This is a genomic window from Tahibacter sp. (genome assembly GCF_032229445.1).
Classification (GTDB): Bacteria; Pseudomonadota; Gammaproteobacteria; order Xanthomonadales; family Rhodanobacteraceae; genus Tahibacter.
Window position 1 is genome coordinate 1 of sequence record NZ_JAVTWC010000002.1, and the last position, 16,022, is coordinate 16,022.

Below are 16,022 nucleotides of genomic sequence, written 5' to 3' on the forward strand. Positions count from 1 at the left end.
TCAGAGTGATCAGAACCGGTGGTTCTGAGCGATCACTCTTCACCCCCTTGACTCAGGCGGGCTCCAAAAGCAACCACGCATTTCCGTTCCCTCTGTTCCCCGCCGGGCTCACGCGGCTGCGCTGCTATGATTGCGCGCCCTTTTTTCTGGCCGCTCCCTGATGAATGCCATTGCCACGCGGCAGGAACTGCGTCAGCGTCTGCGCGAACAGCGCGCGGGCTTGCCGGCGACCCAGCGCATCGCCGCTGCACAGGGGTTGCTGCAGCAGTTGCAGCTACTGCCCGAGCTCAGCGTCGACGATCGCATCGGCGGCTATTTCGCGGTCAATGGCGAGCTCTCACTGCATCTCGTCGTCGCGCAGTGCTGGCGGCAGGGCAAGGCCTTCCATCTGCCCGTCGCGGGCGCGGATCGCCAGTTGCGCTTTGCACGCTACAGCGCAGCCAGCACGGTACAGCCAAACCGCTTCGGCATTCCCGAGCCCGCGGTCGCGCCGGACGAACTCGTCGATCCCGCAGCCCTCGAACTCGTTCTGGTCCCGTTGCTCGGCTTCGATCGTCGCGGCCATCGGCTCGGTTACGGCGGTGGCTTCTACGACCGTAGCTTCGCCTTCCTGCAAGGCGTGGAACGCCCGGCCCTGCCGCTACTGGTGGGCATCGGCTATAGCTTCCAGGAAGTCGATACACTCGCGGCCGAAACCTGGGACGTGAAGCTGGACCTGATCGCGACCGAGCGCGAGCTGATCGACTGCGGCGGCGCGCCGCCGCCATGAATCATCTGCCGCCGCGCCAGGGCCACGCCTCGCATCGTTGCCGCCGGCATCCTGTTGCACTCATCACCTCGCCTGCCACCGAACGGGAAAGCCCATGCGTTACTGGCTGATGAAAAGTGAACCCGAAGAGTTCTCCATCGACGCGCTGAAGAAGAAGAAACTCGAGCCGTGGAACGGCGTGCGCAACTACCAGGCGCGCAACTACATGCGCGACGACATGAAGGTCGGTGACGGCGTGCTGTTCTATCACTCCAACTGCGACGAACCCGGCGTGGTCGGCCTCGCCGAGATCCGCAGCGAAGCGCACCCCGACCCGAGCCAGTTCGACCCCAGGAGCGACTACTACGACGCCGGCAGCAAGCGCGAGGAACCGCGCTGGCTGCTCGTCGATGTCGGCTACACGCGCACGCTCAAGCGCACGATCACGCTGGCTGAGCTCAAGGACAAACCCCAGCTGCAGGACCTGGCCCTGGTCAAGAAAGGTAACCGCCTGTCAGTGCTGCCGGTCAGCAAGAAGGAATGGGATTTCATCCTGTCGCTGGAATAGACGCGACGCGACCCGTGGCGCGCACCACCTCACCGGAAATCTTTGCGCGTGCCTGGCAATTCCATCGACGCGCGCGCGACCTGAGCCGACGCGCAACGGGATCCAGGCACATCGCCAATTGCCTCATCAGCTCGGAGTTCCCATGGATCGCGAAAACCAGAAGCGTCTCGCCGCCCAGCGCGCCGTCACCTATGTGGAAAAAGGCAGCGTCGTCGGCGTCGGCACCGGTTCCACCGTCGCCTATTTCATCGACGAGCTCGGCAAGATGCGCCACGAGATCGACTGTGCGGTGTCGAGTTCCGAACGCTCCAGTGAACTGCTGCGTGAGCGCGGCATCCGCGTCGTCGATCTCAACAGCGTCGGCACGCTGCCGCTGTACGTGGACGGCGCCGACGAATGCGATACGCACAAGCGTCTGATCAAGGGCGGCGGCGCCGCGCTGACGCGCGAGAAGATCATTGCGGCCGCGTCGGACCGCTTCGTCTGCATGATCGACGCGGCCAAGCGCGTCGACGTGCTCGGCAAGTTTCCCCTGCCGGTGGAAGTGATCCCGATGGCACGCAGCTACGTCGCGCGCGAGATCGCCAAGCGCGGCGGCCAGCCGGTCTGGCGCGACGGCGTCGTCACCGACAACGGCAACTGGGTGCTCGACGTGCACGGCCTGTCGATCGTCGACCCGGTCGCGACCGAACGCGACTACAACCAGATCACCGGCGTGGTCTGCGTCGGCCTGTTCGCCGCACGGCCAGCCGATATCGTCCTGATCGGCAGTGAGCTGATGGCGTGACCGCGCGGCGCAGCCGACGGGCCACGACCGCGATCGTCGCGGCGCTGCTCGCCGGCTGCGCCAGCGCGCCGTCGTCACCGGGACACGCGATCACGCTGCACTACGCACAAGGTGACGCTGTCTCTTATCGCGTCGACGCGGGCGCGCAGGGCAGCTACGCGCAGTACCGCTTCGGCGAGACCATCTACCTGACTCGACGCCTGAATCTCGATGAGGACCGGCTCGTGGCTTTCCTGCAACTTGCGCAACGCAGCAACTTCTTTCGACTGCCTGCTGATCTCGACACGCTACCCGAACCGGAAGGAGCGCACTGCGATCCGGACTCTGGTCTCGACGGCGCCTGCGGCACGACGCTCGATCGTATCGTCGTCACGTCCGATTGCGGTCCTGACTCGCGCCTGCGCATCAGTGACGGACGGCGCAGCCAGGAAGTCCACTGGAGCTGCAGCCTCGGCCCCGGCGAACGCGCGATCGCGCCGTTGCTCGCCGCGGTGCGCGCCCTGTTTGCCGACGAGCCGACGGTGACGAACGCGCCGCCAGTGCGGGGATGGAGGCGCTGAAGCCACGTAGCCGCGCGCGGTGATGCTGCCGAAGCTCGGTTCGTGCGGTTGTCAATGAAGCGGTTTCCGGCACGCAGCACATCGCCCGCGCCAAGCCAGGCCTGCCTGCGATTGCCTACGACGTGGCCGTCGAGCTCGTCGATTCCTGGCCAGCGCCAGTGCCGGTGGCATGCCGGATTGCAGCCGCAGGGAATGGCGTCGACCAGACCTGCGCCAGTATCCAAGCCGCGGCGCAGGCGCTCCAGGCGCCTCTCGTCGACGTCGCTGAAGATGAGAAACCCCAGTCGTCGTTCATGCACGCCATCCGGACGAGTGGTGCGGGATCACTCGCGCGATTGGGACGCCTCAGCCGAATCGAGCGCGGAACCGGAATACCTGCTGCTCATACGATTGTGGGTGTCCTCACTCGACCTACCATGGCGCCTACCGCCTTCGGCGACGGCACAGGCAATGGCAGCGACACCCGCGCGCCCCGAAGCCGCGACTCGCCTACCACAAGTTGGACACACTGTAAAAGTGACTTCATCACATATTGCCCTTGAAGTATATAACTGCTTTTTTACTCAATTGACATTACCATGCGTCACTTCAGGGGGCACTATCGGGAAGTAACCACAGAATCTGCTTTCAACAACGGAGTCATCCAATGATGCGTTTCCGCACTTCGATTCTTGCACTCTCCATGATTTCCAGCGCCGCGATGGCGCAGAGCTCCCTCGATCAGGTACTGACACAGAAAGAAGGCCTTGCCCACGTCAGCGAGGGCCTGTACGCCGACAAGAACGGCGGCGACGCGTCCTATGTCGCCACCAATCAGGCGGGCCGTGACTCCCTGGTCGCGATCATGAGGCATGATCGCGCGCTGCTCGAACAGAGCTACTCGGTGGATGGCTTCAACCGTTCCGAGCAGGCTGCACTCAACGATCTGGACGCGTCGATTGCCGAACTGTCCCAGCCGGCATCCAAGATGGTCAACGAGAAGACCGGCAATTGCGGCACCACGCAGATCTATGCCCGCGCTACCGCGAACGGCGGCACGACGGCGAGCGGCTACAGCGTCGCCAGCAACGCGACCGGCCCGGTAGCAGCGACCGCCAACTTTGCGTCTACCGTGATTGGCTCCGCATACAAGAACAGCAGCGCAGTCGGCGCCGCACCGGCGTCCGTGAGTGATGCCAATCCGACCTCCTGCTACGCCTCGAGCTACGCCACTGTCACCTGCCCGGGCGCGAGCATCCCGGCCGTGGTGGCGTATGGCTTCAGCTATCGCATCGGCCCAGGTTGTTTTCTCTGAGCCACAAAGCATGACCTTCCCGCACGAGCCGACGTGGCTCGTGCGGGAATCCAGATCGTGCGCAGAACATGGCTTGCAAGCTGAGCTGCCCGACGACCACTCAGTGAGCATCGCGTCGATCGCGAGGTGTCCGCCATCAACCCACCAGCCACGCTGTCGCGTGCGCCTGTTTCGGTGCTCTTTTGGCGCTGCGACACCGTTACCATCCGACGGTGATTGGGCGCGTTACGCGGGTTTCCGGTCGATCTGCTTGATCATCCCCGAAATGCCGCCCTGCAAGGCGTAAACCTCAAAGCCCATCTTGGCCATGATGAACGCCGCCGCAGCGCTGCGTTCACCGGTGTTGCAGTAGACGACGTATTTCTTTGCCCGGTCGTAAGCGTTGACGGTTTCGCGAAACGTATACAACGGCGTGTTCAGCGCGCCCTTGATCGCGCGCTGCTCGAATTCCTCGGGCATGCGTACATCGAGCACGACAGCGCCCTGGCGCGCGAAGATCGACGCCTTACCCGGCGTCAGCCAGTCCACCGCCGGCGGCTTCATGACCTCGTCGAAGGCGCGTTTGGCCAGGCGCATGAGCTTGCCGTCCTTGATCATGGCAACAGTCGCGTTGCGCACGGTGTTGGCGAGCAGCGCGTCCTCGCCGAAGCTGTCGCCGCGCACAAGGTACGCGACCACGGAGTCGCCGGTCTCGAGGCTCTTGGACACCGATGCGGTGCCGTCCTTGATTACATAGAAATAATCGGCGGGTTCGCCTTCACGCACGATGATCTCGCCGGCGCGCACGTCGACCTGCTCGAAGCGCTGAAACATGCGCTCGATGCCGGCGGTCGGCAGCTTGTGCATGACGCGCGACTGCAGCAGGCGGAACACCCAGCGGTTGGACTCGGGCGTGGAGTCGTAGTGGCGGAAGTTCTCGGCGCGGGAGAGCTGGTCCCAGCAGATAATCTTTTCCATGTAGCGCCGGTCGATGCGCGCGACGGTCGCGCTGATCGAGTTCACCGTGGCGGTGAAGCGGCGCGGCTGGATGTCGCCGAGCGCATAACGGCCCTGCAGGGTGGAGGCGTCGGTCTCCTTGATCTTGCCGTCGGGATATTCGCCCTTGATCCGGCCCGACAGCACGAAAATCGTGTGCTCGTCGGTCTCGCCGGCGGAAAACAGCACGGCGCCGCGGCCCAGGTCCTCGGTTGTCGCTTCGCGCGCCAGCTGTTCCAGGTTTTCCGGCCGCAGGGAATCCAGCGGGTAAAGCTTGGCCAGATCGGCGCTGTTGACACTCATGCCCGCTCCCTCCGTTGCTTGCCCGGCCGAGTGTAGCGGCGCTCCTACGGGGCGGGAATAGCGCGGGTTTGGGCCGCAAAGCCAGCCGACGTTACAATCGGCGCATCCCCTTACCGCAATCGCCTTGACTGAATCGTCGGGGCCAAGGTCACTCACGTCATGGACAAGAGCTTCGAACCCGGCCAGATCGAATCCAAGTGGTATGCGCAATGGGAGGGCAACAGCTGGTTCAAGCCCTCCGGCCAGGGCGAGCCCTACGCCATCCTGCTGCCGCCGCCGAACGTCACCGGCACGCTGCATATGGGCCATGCGTTCCAGCACACCATCATGGACACGCTGATCCGCTATCACCGCATGCGCGGCCGCGACACGCTGTGGCAGCTCGGCACCGACCACGCCGGCATCGCGACCGAGATGGTCGTCACGCGCCTGCTCAACGCCGAGGGAAAGAGCCGCAACGAGCTCGGCCGCGACGCCTTCATCGAGCGCGTCTGGGAGTGGAAGCAGCAGTCCGGCGACACCATCGAACGGCAGATGCGGCGCATGGGCGTCTCGGGCGACTGGGATCGCACCATGTTCACGATGGACGAGATTCCGTCGGAGGCCGTGCGCGAAACCTTCGTCCGCCTGTTCGAGCAGGGCCTGATCTACCGCGGCCAGCGCCTGGTCAACTGGGATCCGGTGCTCAAGACCGCGATCTCCGACCTCGAAGTCGTCAGCGAAGAGGAAGACGGCAAGCTCTGGTCGATCCGCTATCCGCTGGCCGACGGTTCGGGTTCGCTCGTCGTCGCGACGACGCGACCGGAAACCATGCTCGGCGACGTCGCCGTCGCGGTGCATCCGGAAGACGAACGCTACGCTGCACTGATCGGCAAGACCCTTGCGCTGCCGCTGAGCGAACGCGAGATCCCGATCATCGCCGACGAGTACGTCGAGCGCGAATTCGGCACCGGCTGCGTCAAGATCACCCCGGCGCATGATTTCAACGACTACGCGATCGGCCAGCGCCACGGCCTGGCGCCGATCAACATCTTCACCGACGAGGCGAAGATCAACGTCAACGCGCCGGCCCAATACCAGGGACTGGACCGCTACGACGCACGCAAGGTCGTGCTGGCCGATCTCGACGCCGCCGGCCTGTTGGTCGAGGAGAAAAAGCACAAGCTGCAGGTGCCGCGCGGCGACCGCACGGGCCAGGTGATCGAGCCGTATCTCACCTGGCAGTGGTTCGTGAAGATGGACGGCCTCGCCGCGCGCGGCCTCGAACTCGTCGAGACCGGCAAGGTGCGCTTCGTGCCGGAGAACTGGATCAACACCTACCGCCACTGGCTGGGCAACATCCAGGACTGGTGCATCAGCCGCCAGCTCTGGTGGGGCCACCGCATCCCGGCCTGGTACGACGACGCCGGCAACTGCTACGTGGCACGCGACGAGGACGACGCGATCGCACAGGCGAGCACGAAGCACGGCGGCGCAGCCCCGGCGCTGCGGCGCGAAGACGATGTGCTCGAAACCTGGTTTTCCTCGGCGCTGTGGGCGCATTCGACGCTGGGTTGGCCGAACGAAAAGGCCATGGCCGAGCGCGGCTATGCGCGCTACCTGCCGACCTCGGTGCTGGTCACGGGCTTCGACATCATCTTCTTCTGGGTCGCGCGCATGATCATGATGACCGACCACTTCACCGGCGAGGTGCCGTTCAAGGACGTCTACATCACCGGTCTCGTGCGCGACAAGGACGGACAGAAGATGTCCAAGTCCAAGGGCAACATCCTCGATCCGATCGACCTGATCGACGGCATCGAACTCGAAGCACTCGTCGCCAAGCGCACCGGCGGACTGATGCAGCCGCAGATGGCGGCGAAGATCGAGAAGTCCACGCGCAAGGACTATCCCGCCGGCATCGCCGCCTACGGCGCCGACGCGCTGCGCTTCACGTTTGCCTCGCTCGCCAGCCATGGCCGCGACATCAAATTCGACCTCGACCGCTGCGGCGGCTACAAGAACTTCTGCAACAAGCTGTGGAACGCGGCGCGCTTCGTGCTGATGAACTGCGAAGGCTTCAGCGTCGAGGCCGGCGCAGTGCCCGCGCCGAAGACCGAAGCGGAGCGCTGGATCCTCGCCCGCCTGCATCACTGCCTCGGCGAAGTCGAAACGCAGTTCGCCGCGTATCGCTTTGACCTCGTGTCGCAGGCGCTGTACGAATTCACCTGGAACGACTTCTGCGACTGGTTCCTCGAGCTGGCCAAGCCCGCGCTCAACGGCGGCGAGGCAGCCGCGGCGGATTCGACGCGCCACACGCTGCTCTACACGCTGGAACGGCTGCTGCGCGCGCTCCACCCGCTGATCCCGTTCATCACCGAGGAAATCTGGCAGAACATCGCACCGCGCCTGCATATCGCAACGCCGAGTGTTTCGCTGCAGGACTATCCGCGCGCCGTCGACATTGCCGCCGACGCGGGCGCCGAAGCCGAAGTGGAATGGCTCAAGGCGGTCATCTCGCAGCTACGCCGCATCCGCAGCGAGATGAACCTCGCGCCGGGCAAGGCGATTCCGCTGCTGTACGCGGCGGGTACTGCGACCGACCGCGCGCGCGTGGAGAAATTCGGCGCGCAGATCGCGTTCCTCGCGAAACTCGACAGCCAGCGCTGGCTCGAATCCGGCGAAGCCGAACCGGCCGCCTCGGCCGCGATCGTCGGCGAGCTGAAGCTGCTGATCCCGCTCGAAGGTCTCATCGACCTCGGCGCGGAGAAGACGCGCCTGGCCAGGGAAATCACGCGTGTCGAAGGCGAAATCGGCAAGTGCAACGCCAAGCTCGGCGTGCCGACGTTCGTGGCGAATGCGCCGGCGGCAGTGGTCGACGAAATGCGCCAGCGTCTCGCGACCTTCAGCGTCGAACTCGACGGATTGCGCGAGCAGCAGCGACGGCTGGGCTGAGCGCAGCGGGCGCTGCTGAAGAAAGAGGCGGAAGCCACTTCGGCCCGTTCAGAACGATGAGAAACTGCGGTTCCCGACCATCGTTTCTTTCCCTTTTCAAGGGAGCGGTTGGAGCAGCAATGGCGTTGTTGCTGCTGTTGCATCAGAGCTCTGTAGAGGACTTGTGTTTCAGTACAAGCACTTTTTGATCTACGCCTCACGCTGAACACCATCCCCACCCAACCCTCCGGCCCATGGGGCGTTCAGGACGATGAGAACCTGCGGTTCTGAACCATCGTCCTTCACCCCCTTGAAGGGGAGGGCTTGAAGACGCCGAGCACGTCAGTTCTGGATGCGGATCTGGATCGGGTAATACGCGCCCGACAGCTGCGCCGCATCCCAGAGTTCGACCTCGTTGCCGTAGCTCGGATGGCTCTTGAGGCCGCCCGGCGCGGTGGCCTGTACAAAAATCTCATAGTCGCCATTGGCAAACGCGGTGGTATCAAGCGGACGCGAATAGCGTCCCTGCGGCGCCGGCACGTCGCGCATCGTGTCGAGCAGCAGCACGCGTTCGCCGGGCCCGCTGCCGGTTCCGACGCGGCGCACGAACACTTCGACCGTAGCAATTCCAGCGGTGCCACCGGTACTCCAGACCTCGGTGCTCGCCACCGGGAACAGCATCAGCTGCGGCGCCCAGTTCGCGTAGCTGCGGTTGCCGACGACGAAATTCAGCGGCACGAGTCCTGCTACCGGGATACGCGCCGCGGGTTCGGTTCCCATCAGATGCTGCTGCTCGATCTGTACCGCGCCGATCTGCTCGAAGCGCGCGGGCAGGCCTAGTTTCGGTAGCTGCGCGTGCAGCGGGAAGGCATGGATGGCCGACGGCGGCGTGTACGCCGGCGCACTGCCGGGCGGGAACAACACCTCGACGTGAACATTGAGGATGCCGCTGTTCTCGATGAAAAACTGGAAGGTGTTGTCGCCGACACGCAGCGGCGAGGCGCCGCCCTGCACGAGGTCGCCGAGCTTGATCCGCACCGTATGCGGCATGCCCCAGGCGAGCAGGTCCGGATCGTTCGGCACGCTGTTGTTGATGCGCGGTGGCAGCGGGAATGTCGCGGTGCCGTTGACGCGGACATGATCGCCGGGCGCCAGCGTGAACCAGGAGTAATCGCCCATCTGGTAGGTCAGCACGAGCCAGGCCTGCGCCGTCGCTCCGGCGACAACGGGGCGCAGGTCGTCGGGAATAGCGACGGTATACGTCGGGAATGCGGCATTGCCGCGGTTGGCCTTCTCGTAGTCCGTGCCCGCGATGCGCGTGACGTAATTATGGATTTCGCGTGGCTCGACCACCGGACCGTCGAAGCCGAAATTGTCCCAGTGCAGCAGGAAGTACGGCACCGCATCCTTGGGCGTGTTGTAGCCGAAGCCGACCCAGAGCAACTCGTAGTCGCCCGGCGCGAACACGTTGGCGCCGTAATTTGCGTTGATCATGCTGCGCCCGTCGATCAGCACCTCCACGCCGTCGGTGCCGACGCGCGCCTCGAAGCTGCGCCGCACGTTCGGCACCGCCTGGCGTCCGGCTGCCTCCATGTCGACCGATGCGATCGGATGCGAGGCGCCGTTCATGTCGATGAGATTGACGCTGAAGTGCTGTCCCTGCGCGCGCAGCCGCAGCATGCCTGCGGGCAGGCCGGTGGCGCCTTCCATGTCGAAGAAGTCCGCGTGACCGGTCAGGTCGGTCGACACCGGATTGAGATCGAGATACCAGACCGAGCGCGGACTCAGCGGCGAATCCATGTCGAACACGATGCGCCGGCGCGTGCCCGGCTCGATGCGCAGCGGCTTGCGGAAGCGCTGCGCGGTCTGCGACTTGTCGCCGGTGTGGTCGCGGCGCGTGCCGTTGAGGGTATGCGCGTGGAACTGGTCGTTGATGAAGAACAGGTTGAAGCGCGCGTCGGTCGAGGTGACGGTCGCGTTGTTCCAGAGCTTCTCGTCGGCCGCGCCGAGCGGTCGGTTGAAATCGTCGAAGTAGGTCATCTGCGCGCGCAGCGCGTCCACGCGCGCCGCATCGCCGCCGTCGAAACTCAGCAGGCGCGGATAGCTGACGATTTCGCCGAGCGCGTTGACGCGCTCGACGCGCAGGTGATGCGGCACGCCGTTGGCGAGCGGCTGCAGTTGCACGCGGCGGTTGCCAGTCACGAGCCACCGCACATCGGTGGCCACAGCGGCCGCATGCCCCTCGTCGCCGAGGCAGCCGAGGCTGCCCGTGCGCAGCGACGGCAGCAGTGCCGGCGCAAGCGGCGCGGTCGCGCCGGTCCACCAGGTCACGCGGAAGCCGGCCGGATCAGTGCCGCTACCGTCCATGGTCCACCACTGGCCCCAGGCGTCGTCGGCGTCGTAGTCGATCTCCAGCGTCGCAACGCGATCGTCGCGCAGCACGCGCACCTCCGGTGCCGGTTGCAACGGCTCGAAGCCGTAGCGGAACAGGCTTTGCGCGTGCAGCGGCGCGCTGGCGGCGGCGAGACCCGCGAGCAGGGCGACACCTGCGCGTACCATCGTGCGGAAGCGTCCGGACGTGCTTGGCAGGTTCATGGACATGCTCCGAGGGTGGCGGCAGGGCGGAGTCTAGGCCTCGGCTGCGGCGGGATTTGTGGACCAGGTTGCAGCACGGGACAGATTCTCGACCGACGCGCCGGGCCGCGCGGCGCGTGATCGGGATGGCGCCAATCCTGCGCGTCAGGCGAGACCACCCCGCCGAGTACCGCCGTCATTTATGCATTTCGCCCGTGTCGCCACGTACTGCAGTTGCTGGTGCAGTTGCTGGTGCAGTTGCTGTTGATCGTTACCCTCGCCGGCACCAATGCCGGCATGCCGCCGGGCGATGCGCCATTGCGCGACGCGCTCGGCCAGATAGACCGTGGCCATGCCGCCGTGGTCGAGTTCACCCAGCACGCGATAGCGCCGGCGCGTGTCGCTGCCGAAGGTCGGCGTGGGCGCGGGCTACGTGTGCAGGAAGGCCTGTGCCTCGGCGTCCGTGATCGCATCGAGCCAGTGCTGTGCCTCGCGGTGCAATGCCGCATCGCCGCACGAGCCAGTCGCCGCGTGCGGTCGCGTCCACGTCGATCGCCGATTCGGTTATCGAATTTACCTTTTGATAATTAGCTAGATTGTCGGATGGACTCACCGGCAGTTTCCTTGGGCGGTGCGGATCCAACCCCCAACGCGGCAGATCACCGCTGCGTCGATCGTGGTCAGCTCAACCCAGTCCGGCAGGCCCGCCGTCCAACTGCTGGAACAGCCAGCCGCGCACGAGGCGCCCGTCGCGCGTGACCGTGGCCGAGTCGACGCCGATCATTTCGGCGATTTCATCGGGTTCCATGCCGGCGAAAAAACTCGAGCTCGACCACACGCGCCTGGCGCTCGTCCAGCGCCGCGAGTCGGGTCAATGCGTCGTCGAGCGCAACGAGTTCGTCGACCTGCTGCGGCAGCGGCAGCTCGTCGTCGAGATCGCTGCGCAGGTTCGGATCCCGACGCTTGGCGGCGAGTCGGCGGAAGGTCGTGATTTCGCCGGGCTCGTCCATGCGGTTCCCCCGTCCGGATGAGGCCGAGTCTACGCGCGCGACCGGACGGCGCAAGCCGCTACGGAAACGGGCCGCATGCGCGGCCCGTGGTGGTCTCCCGGCGCGGCCGGCGGCATGCGCCGCCGGCTGCGATGAATCACTTATTCGAAACCCGCTTGGAAGATCACATCGACGACGACCGGGCAGTTGACGTTGTCGATGACGCAGCGTGCCCACTCCGGGTGGTCGATGAACGGATTGCGGTTGCCCTGGAAGGTCTGGACCATCGCGTTGCGGTAGCGCTCGCGCTCGTCCGGCGGATCCTGATCGTTCCAGTTCAGGATCACGGTCTTCAGACCCATGTAGCCGATGCAGCCGGTACACGTCGTTGCGTCCTTGCCGACGATCAGGCCGCGGTCGTCGGTGATTTCCAGGCGCGGTTCGCGGGCGCCACTGACGTTGGTGCCGCCCTGGTAGCGCACGACCATGTAGAGCACGGCGCGGGCCATGTCGCCCTTGCGGAAGTCCCAGACCTGGAAGGTGTTGCTGTTGAAGTAGTTGGTGTTCGACGTGCCGCTGCCGCCGACGCCGTGGTTGAGCGTGGTCGGCCGCGCGGTGCAGCTCGGGCACAGGCCGTACGGACTGTTGCCGCGATCGGAGTTGTAGCCCACGTGCGAGGCATACAGCATGTGGCCGTCGGTATGCGGCGGGTTCGGCCGTCCGCTGCTGTCGGTCGGGTTGGGGAAACCCAGCGACTTCGGCCAGGTGTGCTCACGGTTGTAGTTGGCCGCGCCGCTGGTCTGCTTGGGGTAGGTCTCGTTCTTGTAGACGTCCCAGACCTTGGTCGTATCGGTCGGATCCTCGTCCGCCTTGTTCATGACGGTATAGGTGTCGCCGTAGAAGATCGAGGTGTGGTCCTTGATGCGGTTGTGCAGCCACGCCTTGAGCGCCGGGCCACTGGAGGTGTCAACGCCGTTGTAGTAGTCGTTGACCGACGCAGCGGTCTCGAACACGACGACGACGTTCGCCGCCATGTCGTTGATCGTACCGTCCTGGTCGTGCACCTTGTTCGCGAGAATCGTCAGCGTGCATTGTTCCAGAAGCCCGAAATCCACATCGGGATCAAGCTGGAACTGGCTCGGTCCGCCGCTGGCCACGGCGGTATGTGCGCCGCTGCTCGCGCAGCTCAGCGTGAACCAGCCACTGTCGAGGGTGACGGGCTCGGAGAACGTCACGCTCAGGTTCGACGCACCCGGGAAACCGCTGGCGCCGCTGGCCGGCATCGTGGTCGTCACGGTCGGCGCGAGATCGCCCGCAGTGCTGAAGCTCATGCTGAAGTCTTCGGCCATGGCATCGGCAGTGCCGTCCTGGTCGGTGACTTCGTCGCCGATCACGTTCAGCGTGCATACCTCGCCAGCGGTGAAGTCCGTGTCCGGATTCAGCGTGCGCGTGTTGCCGCTGCCGCTCGTGACTGCCGAATGCGCGCCGCTGACGCCACAGACCAGCGTGAACCAGGAAGCAGTCACGTCGACCGGTTCGCTGAAACTCACGGTGATGTCGACATTGTTCGCCTGCCCGCTCGCGCCATTGCCCGGCGCGGTCGAGGCTACCGTCGGCGCGATATCGACCGGCGGGCCGAAGCTCTGGCCGTTGTTGCAGCTGCCAAAGGTCTGGGTTGCACTGCCCTGCCAGGCGAAGCTGCCGTAGTCGCTGCCGCTGCCGCTGAGCTGCAGCGAAGTGCCCGGCGCAGTGGAATTGGTTTCGGATACACCGATGTCGACGCTGGTCATGCCCGAGGCCGGACCGTTGCTCGCGGTGACCGCGCCTTCATAGCTGAGGAACTGCACTACGGTTCCACCGGCGTCGACCAGCGCGATCGCGTCGAAGCCGCCGTTCTGTACGCCATTGGTGGCGTAGCTCAGTACCTTGACCTGCTTGCTGCCGCAGGTCGTCGACGCGGCGGTCGAGAGCAGATCGTCGTCGTAAGTCGTCGCGGCACTGCCGTTGCTGCCGCCGTTGTAGAGCACGACGCGCCAGTTGCTCAGGTCGGCGCCGACCGGGCCGACGACCTCGATGGCTTCGCCGGTATCGCCGGCGGCGGTGCTGTCGTCGTAATGCAATTCGTTGATGAAGACGGCGGTGTCGGCCATGGCCGCAGTGGCAAGGCCGGACAGCAACGCGAACAGCGCGCTGCTGAGCGCCCGGGAGCGAAACGACATCGGAGAATCCCCTGGTTTGAAGACGGAGCCGCGCATCCCGCGCAAGTCCGACAAGCGATGACCGGAAGGCTCCGGTCTGATTCGATGGGTTGCGTGCAACCCGTTGCTGCGCCTCCGCCGTGGAGGACGCGGCGAGCCCGCGTGTCCACAGCGAGCCCGGCAGATCCGGACGGCCATGGTCCGGATATCGGGCGAATATAACGAGACTGCATGACAACTGCACGGCGGAACGCAGCAAGCCGGTGCGCCGCCCTGCGCCGTCCGGTCCAGCCGCCTGCGGGCGACCGTCCAGCATCGGGCGGAAACGACGCCGGCCCTGGCGCACGCCGCACTGGCAGGCGCCGCGGCGACCGGGATCATGCAGGGGCTGCGATCATGCAGACACGAGGGAATCCCATGAAAGCACCGCTGAAACTGTATTCGTTCGCGCCGTTCGATCGCGCCGCGCGCGTGCGCTGGACGGCGCTGGAACTGGGCCTGCCGCTGGAAGAAGTCGCACTGAGCTATGGCGGCGGTGATCACAAGGAGGCGGCGTACCGCGCGAAGAATCCGTTCGGTCAGGTACCGCTGGTCGAGACGGCGCAGGGCTGCATGATCGAGTCGGTCGCGATCTGCCAGTACCTGGCCGAGCAGCATCCGCAGGCCGGCCTGGTACCGGCGCTGGACTCGCCCCTGCGCGCCAGTTGGCTGAGCTGGCTGTTCTTCTGCGCCTCCGACCTCGATGCACGGGGCTTTCAGGTCATGAACTACACGCTGCTGCGGCCGGATGCGGAACGCCGTGCGACGGCCGTCAGCCTGGTGTCCCGGGCGCTGGCCGTGGTCGATGCACACATGGCGGAACGTGAGTTCCTGGTCGGCGATACCTTCATGCTGCCGGACATCGTGATGGGACATGAACTCGTGCTGCTGAGTCTGTGCAAGGCGCTCGACGGCGATACGTATCCCAACCTCGTGCGCTACCGTGACCGGCTCGGTACGCGCGCGGCGGCCCAGGCCAGCGGCCTGTTCGCGGTGCTCGACCGAGCCTGATTCCGACGCGCGGCGCGGCCGATTCCGACGCGGCCGCGCGCAAGATCCGGATGGCCGGCTCCGGTGCCTGCGCGCAGACTGTGCCCATCGCAACCGCCGGAATCCGCCGCCATGTCCGTGAGCCCATCCGCCAGCGCCGCGTCCGATCCGATCGCCCAGGCGCATGAGCTGATCAGCTGCGCGGAAGACGCGCCGAGCCTGCAGACCCTCGCGCGCTCGGTCGGCCTTTCGCCGAGCCATCTGCAGCGCCGCTTCCGCGCCCGCTACGGCATGAGTCCGGCCGAATTCGCCGCCAGCCGGCGCCTGGGCCGCCTCAAGGCCGCGCTGCGCGACAGCGAGTCGGTCACCGACGCGGTCTATGCGGCGGGCTTCGGCTCGAGCAGCCGCGTCTACGAGAAGAGCGACACGCTGCTCGGCATGACGCCGGCCGACTACCGCCGCGGCGGTGCCGGCGCGACGCTGCGCTATACCACGCTGACGACGCCGCTCGGCGTGTTGCTCGTCGCCGCGACCGAACGCGGCATCTGCGCGATCCTGCTCGGCGCCGACGAGGACGAACTGCGCAGCGAACTCGAACGCGAGTTCCCCGCCGCGCAGCGCGAGCGCGTCGATGCGGGACGCGACGAATGGCTGGCGCGGGTCATCGCCGAAGTGCATGCGAACCTGGGCTGGAGCGAGGCCAGCGATGCGCCGATGCCGCCGTTCGACCTGCGCGCGACGGCGTTCCAGTGGCGCGTCTGGCAGGCGCTCACGCGCATTCCCGCCGGCGAGACGCGCAGCTACAGCGCGGTGGCGCAGGCGATCGGATCGCCGCGCGCGGTGCGCGCCGTCGCCCGCGCCTGCGCAAGCAACCGGCTCGCCATCGTCGTCCCGTGTCATCGCGTCGTGCGCGAGGACGGCAGTCTCGGCGGCTACCGCTGGGGCCTTGCGCGCAAGCGTCAGTTGCTCGCGCGCGAAACCGAAGTGGTTCCGCAGGCGATATGAACAGTGGCGCTGTCTGGCTCCTGCGCGCACGCGTAGGATGGTTTGACTAGGAAGCGGGGGGCCGTTTACCTGCGAGTGT

14 protein-coding genes are annotated in these 16,022 nt (G+C 65.8%); 8 read left to right on the forward strand and 6 right to left on the reverse strand.

All coding sequences use genetic code 11. The annotated features are described in order from the left end of the window. Positions 1–160: 160 nt before the first annotated feature. From RUU78_RS00025 to RUU78_RS00045, 5 genes are all read left to right on the forward strand, one after another. Positions 161–769 (forward strand): 5-formyltetrahydrofolate cyclo-ligase, encoded by a 609-nt coding sequence (locus tag RUU78_RS00025; protein ID WP_313912529.1) that lies wholly within the window; start codon positions 161–163, stop codon positions 767–769. A 94-nt stretch (positions 770–863) separates the two neighbouring features. Beyond that, complete coding sequence (locus RUU78_RS00030) at positions 864–1,316, forward strand: EVE domain-containing protein (RefSeq protein ID WP_313912530.1); 453 nt, start codon at positions 864–866, stop codon at positions 1,314–1,316. 142 nt (positions 1,317–1,458) lie between these two features. Then, positions 1,459–2,103: a ribose-5-phosphate isomerase RpiA gene (gene rpiA / locus RUU78_RS00035; protein WP_313912531.1), complete on the forward strand. Its 645-nt coding sequence runs from the start codon at positions 1,459–1,461 to the stop codon at positions 2,101–2,103. After that, a complete protein-coding gene (locus RUU78_RS00040; RefSeq protein ID WP_313912532.1) occupies positions 2,100–2,663 on the forward strand; it encodes a hypothetical protein in 564 nt (187 codons plus the stop codon). The genes rpiA and RUU78_RS00040 overlap by 4 nt, the downstream gene beginning before the upstream one ends. Positions 2,664–3,309: 646 nt before the next feature. Beyond that, positions 3,310–3,957 (forward strand): hypothetical protein, encoded by a 648-nt coding sequence (locus tag RUU78_RS00045; protein ID WP_313912533.1) that lies wholly within the window; start codon positions 3,310–3,312, stop codon positions 3,955–3,957. Between the two features lie 225 nt (positions 3,958–4,182). On the opposite strand, the gene RUU78_RS00050 is transcribed toward RUU78_RS00045, so the two are convergent. Further along, positions 4,183–5,235 (reverse strand): cyclic nucleotide-binding domain-containing protein, encoded by a 1,053-nt coding sequence (locus tag RUU78_RS00050; protein ID WP_313912534.1) that lies wholly within the window; start codon positions 5,233–5,235, stop codon positions 4,183–4,185. 159 nt (positions 5,236–5,394) lie between these two features. On the opposite strand from RUU78_RS00050, the gene RUU78_RS00055 reads away from it, so the two are divergent. After that, positions 5,395–8,169: a valine--tRNA ligase gene (locus tag RUU78_RS00055; RefSeq protein ID WP_313912535.1), complete on the forward strand. Its 2,775-nt coding sequence runs from the start codon at positions 5,395–5,397 to the stop codon at positions 8,167–8,169. Between the two features lie 321 nt (positions 8,170–8,490). Here RUU78_RS00055 and RUU78_RS00060 read toward each other — a convergent pair whose 3' ends face one another. The 5 genes from RUU78_RS00060 to RUU78_RS00080 all read right to left on the reverse strand — a co-directional run bounded on the left by RUU78_RS00060 (position 8,491) and on the right by RUU78_RS00080 (position 13,930). Then, on the reverse strand, positions 8,491–10,743 hold the full coding sequence (locus RUU78_RS00060; protein ID WP_313912536.1) for a hypothetical protein: 2,253 nt from the start codon (positions 10,741–10,743) through the stop codon (positions 8,491–8,493). Positions 10,744–10,887: 144 nt separating this feature from the next. After that, entirely contained in the window at positions 10,888–11,103 is a 216-nt protein-coding gene (locus RUU78_RS00065; protein WP_313912537.1) for a hypothetical protein, read from the reverse strand. 304 nt (positions 11,104–11,407) lie between these two features. Then, positions 11,408–11,530: a hypothetical protein gene (locus tag RUU78_RS00070; protein ID WP_313912538.1), complete on the reverse strand. Its 123-nt coding sequence runs from the start codon at positions 11,528–11,530 to the stop codon at positions 11,408–11,410. Continuing rightward, entirely contained in the window at positions 11,517–11,732 is a 216-nt protein-coding gene (locus RUU78_RS00075; RefSeq protein ID WP_313912539.1) for an ECF-type sigma factor, read from the reverse strand. The genes RUU78_RS00070 and RUU78_RS00075 overlap by 14 nt, the downstream gene beginning before the upstream one ends. A 140-nt stretch (positions 11,733–11,872) precedes the next feature. Continuing rightward, complete coding sequence (locus RUU78_RS00080) at positions 11,873–13,930, reverse strand: endonuclease (protein ID WP_313912540.1); 2,058 nt, start codon at positions 13,928–13,930, stop codon at positions 11,873–11,875. 396 nt (positions 13,931–14,326) lie between these two features. On the opposite strand from RUU78_RS00080, the gene RUU78_RS00085 reads away from it, so the two are divergent. Both RUU78_RS00085 and RUU78_RS00090 read left to right on the forward strand, forming a co-directional pair. Further along, on the forward strand, positions 14,327–14,959 hold the full coding sequence (locus tag RUU78_RS00085) for a glutathione S-transferase family protein (RefSeq protein ID WP_313912541.1): 633 nt from the start codon (positions 14,327–14,329) through the stop codon (positions 14,957–14,959). A 111-nt stretch (positions 14,960–15,070) separates the two neighbouring features. Beyond that, positions 15,071–15,943, forward strand: a complete 873-nt coding sequence (locus RUU78_RS00090; RefSeq protein WP_313912542.1) for a methylated-DNA--[protein]-cysteine S-methyltransferase — start codon at positions 15,071–15,073, stop codon at positions 15,941–15,943. Positions 15,944–16,022: the final 79 nt, after the last annotated feature.

Coding starts and splice junctions, on each gene's coding strand:
- RUU78_RS00025 (WP_313912529.1), top strand. CDS start 161: ATGAATGCCATTGCCACGCGGCAGGAACTGCGTCAGCGTCTGCGCGAA.
- RUU78_RS00030 (WP_313912530.1), top strand. CDS start 864: ATGCGTTACTGGCTGATGAAAAGTGAACCCGAAGAGTTCTCCATCGAC.
- rpiA (WP_313912531.1), top strand. CDS start 1,459: ATGGATCGCGAAAACCAGAAGCGTCTCGCCGCCCAGCGCGCCGTCACC.
- RUU78_RS00045 (WP_313912533.1), top strand. CDS start 3,310: ATGATGCGTTTCCGCACTTCGATTCTTGCACTCTCCATGATTTCCAGC.
- RUU78_RS00050 (WP_313912534.1), bottom strand. CDS start 5,235: ATGAGTGTCAACAGCGCCGATCTGGCCAAGCTTTACCCGCTGGATTCC.
- RUU78_RS00055 (WP_313912535.1), top strand. CDS start 5,395: ATGGACAAGAGCTTCGAACCCGGCCAGATCGAATCCAAGTGGTATGCG.
- RUU78_RS00060 (WP_313912536.1), bottom strand. CDS start 10,743: ATGAACCTGCCAAGCACGTCCGGACGCTTCCGCACGATGGTACGCGCA.
- RUU78_RS00070 (WP_313912538.1), bottom strand. CDS start 11,530: ATGGAACCCGATGAAATCGCCGAAATGATCGGCGTCGACTCGGCCACG.
- RUU78_RS00075 (WP_313912539.1), bottom strand. CDS start 11,732: ATGGACGAGCCCGGCGAAATCACGACCTTCCGCCGACTCGCCGCCAAG.
- RUU78_RS00080 (WP_313912540.1), bottom strand. CDS start 13,930: ATGTCGTTTCGCTCCCGGGCGCTCAGCAGCGCGCTGTTCGCGTTGCTG.
- RUU78_RS00085 (WP_313912541.1), top strand. CDS start 14,327: ATGAAAGCACCGCTGAAACTGTATTCGTTCGCGCCGTTCGATCGCGCC.
- RUU78_RS00090 (WP_313912542.1), top strand. CDS start 15,071: ATGTCCGTGAGCCCATCCGCCAGCGCCGCGTCCGATCCGATCGCCCAG.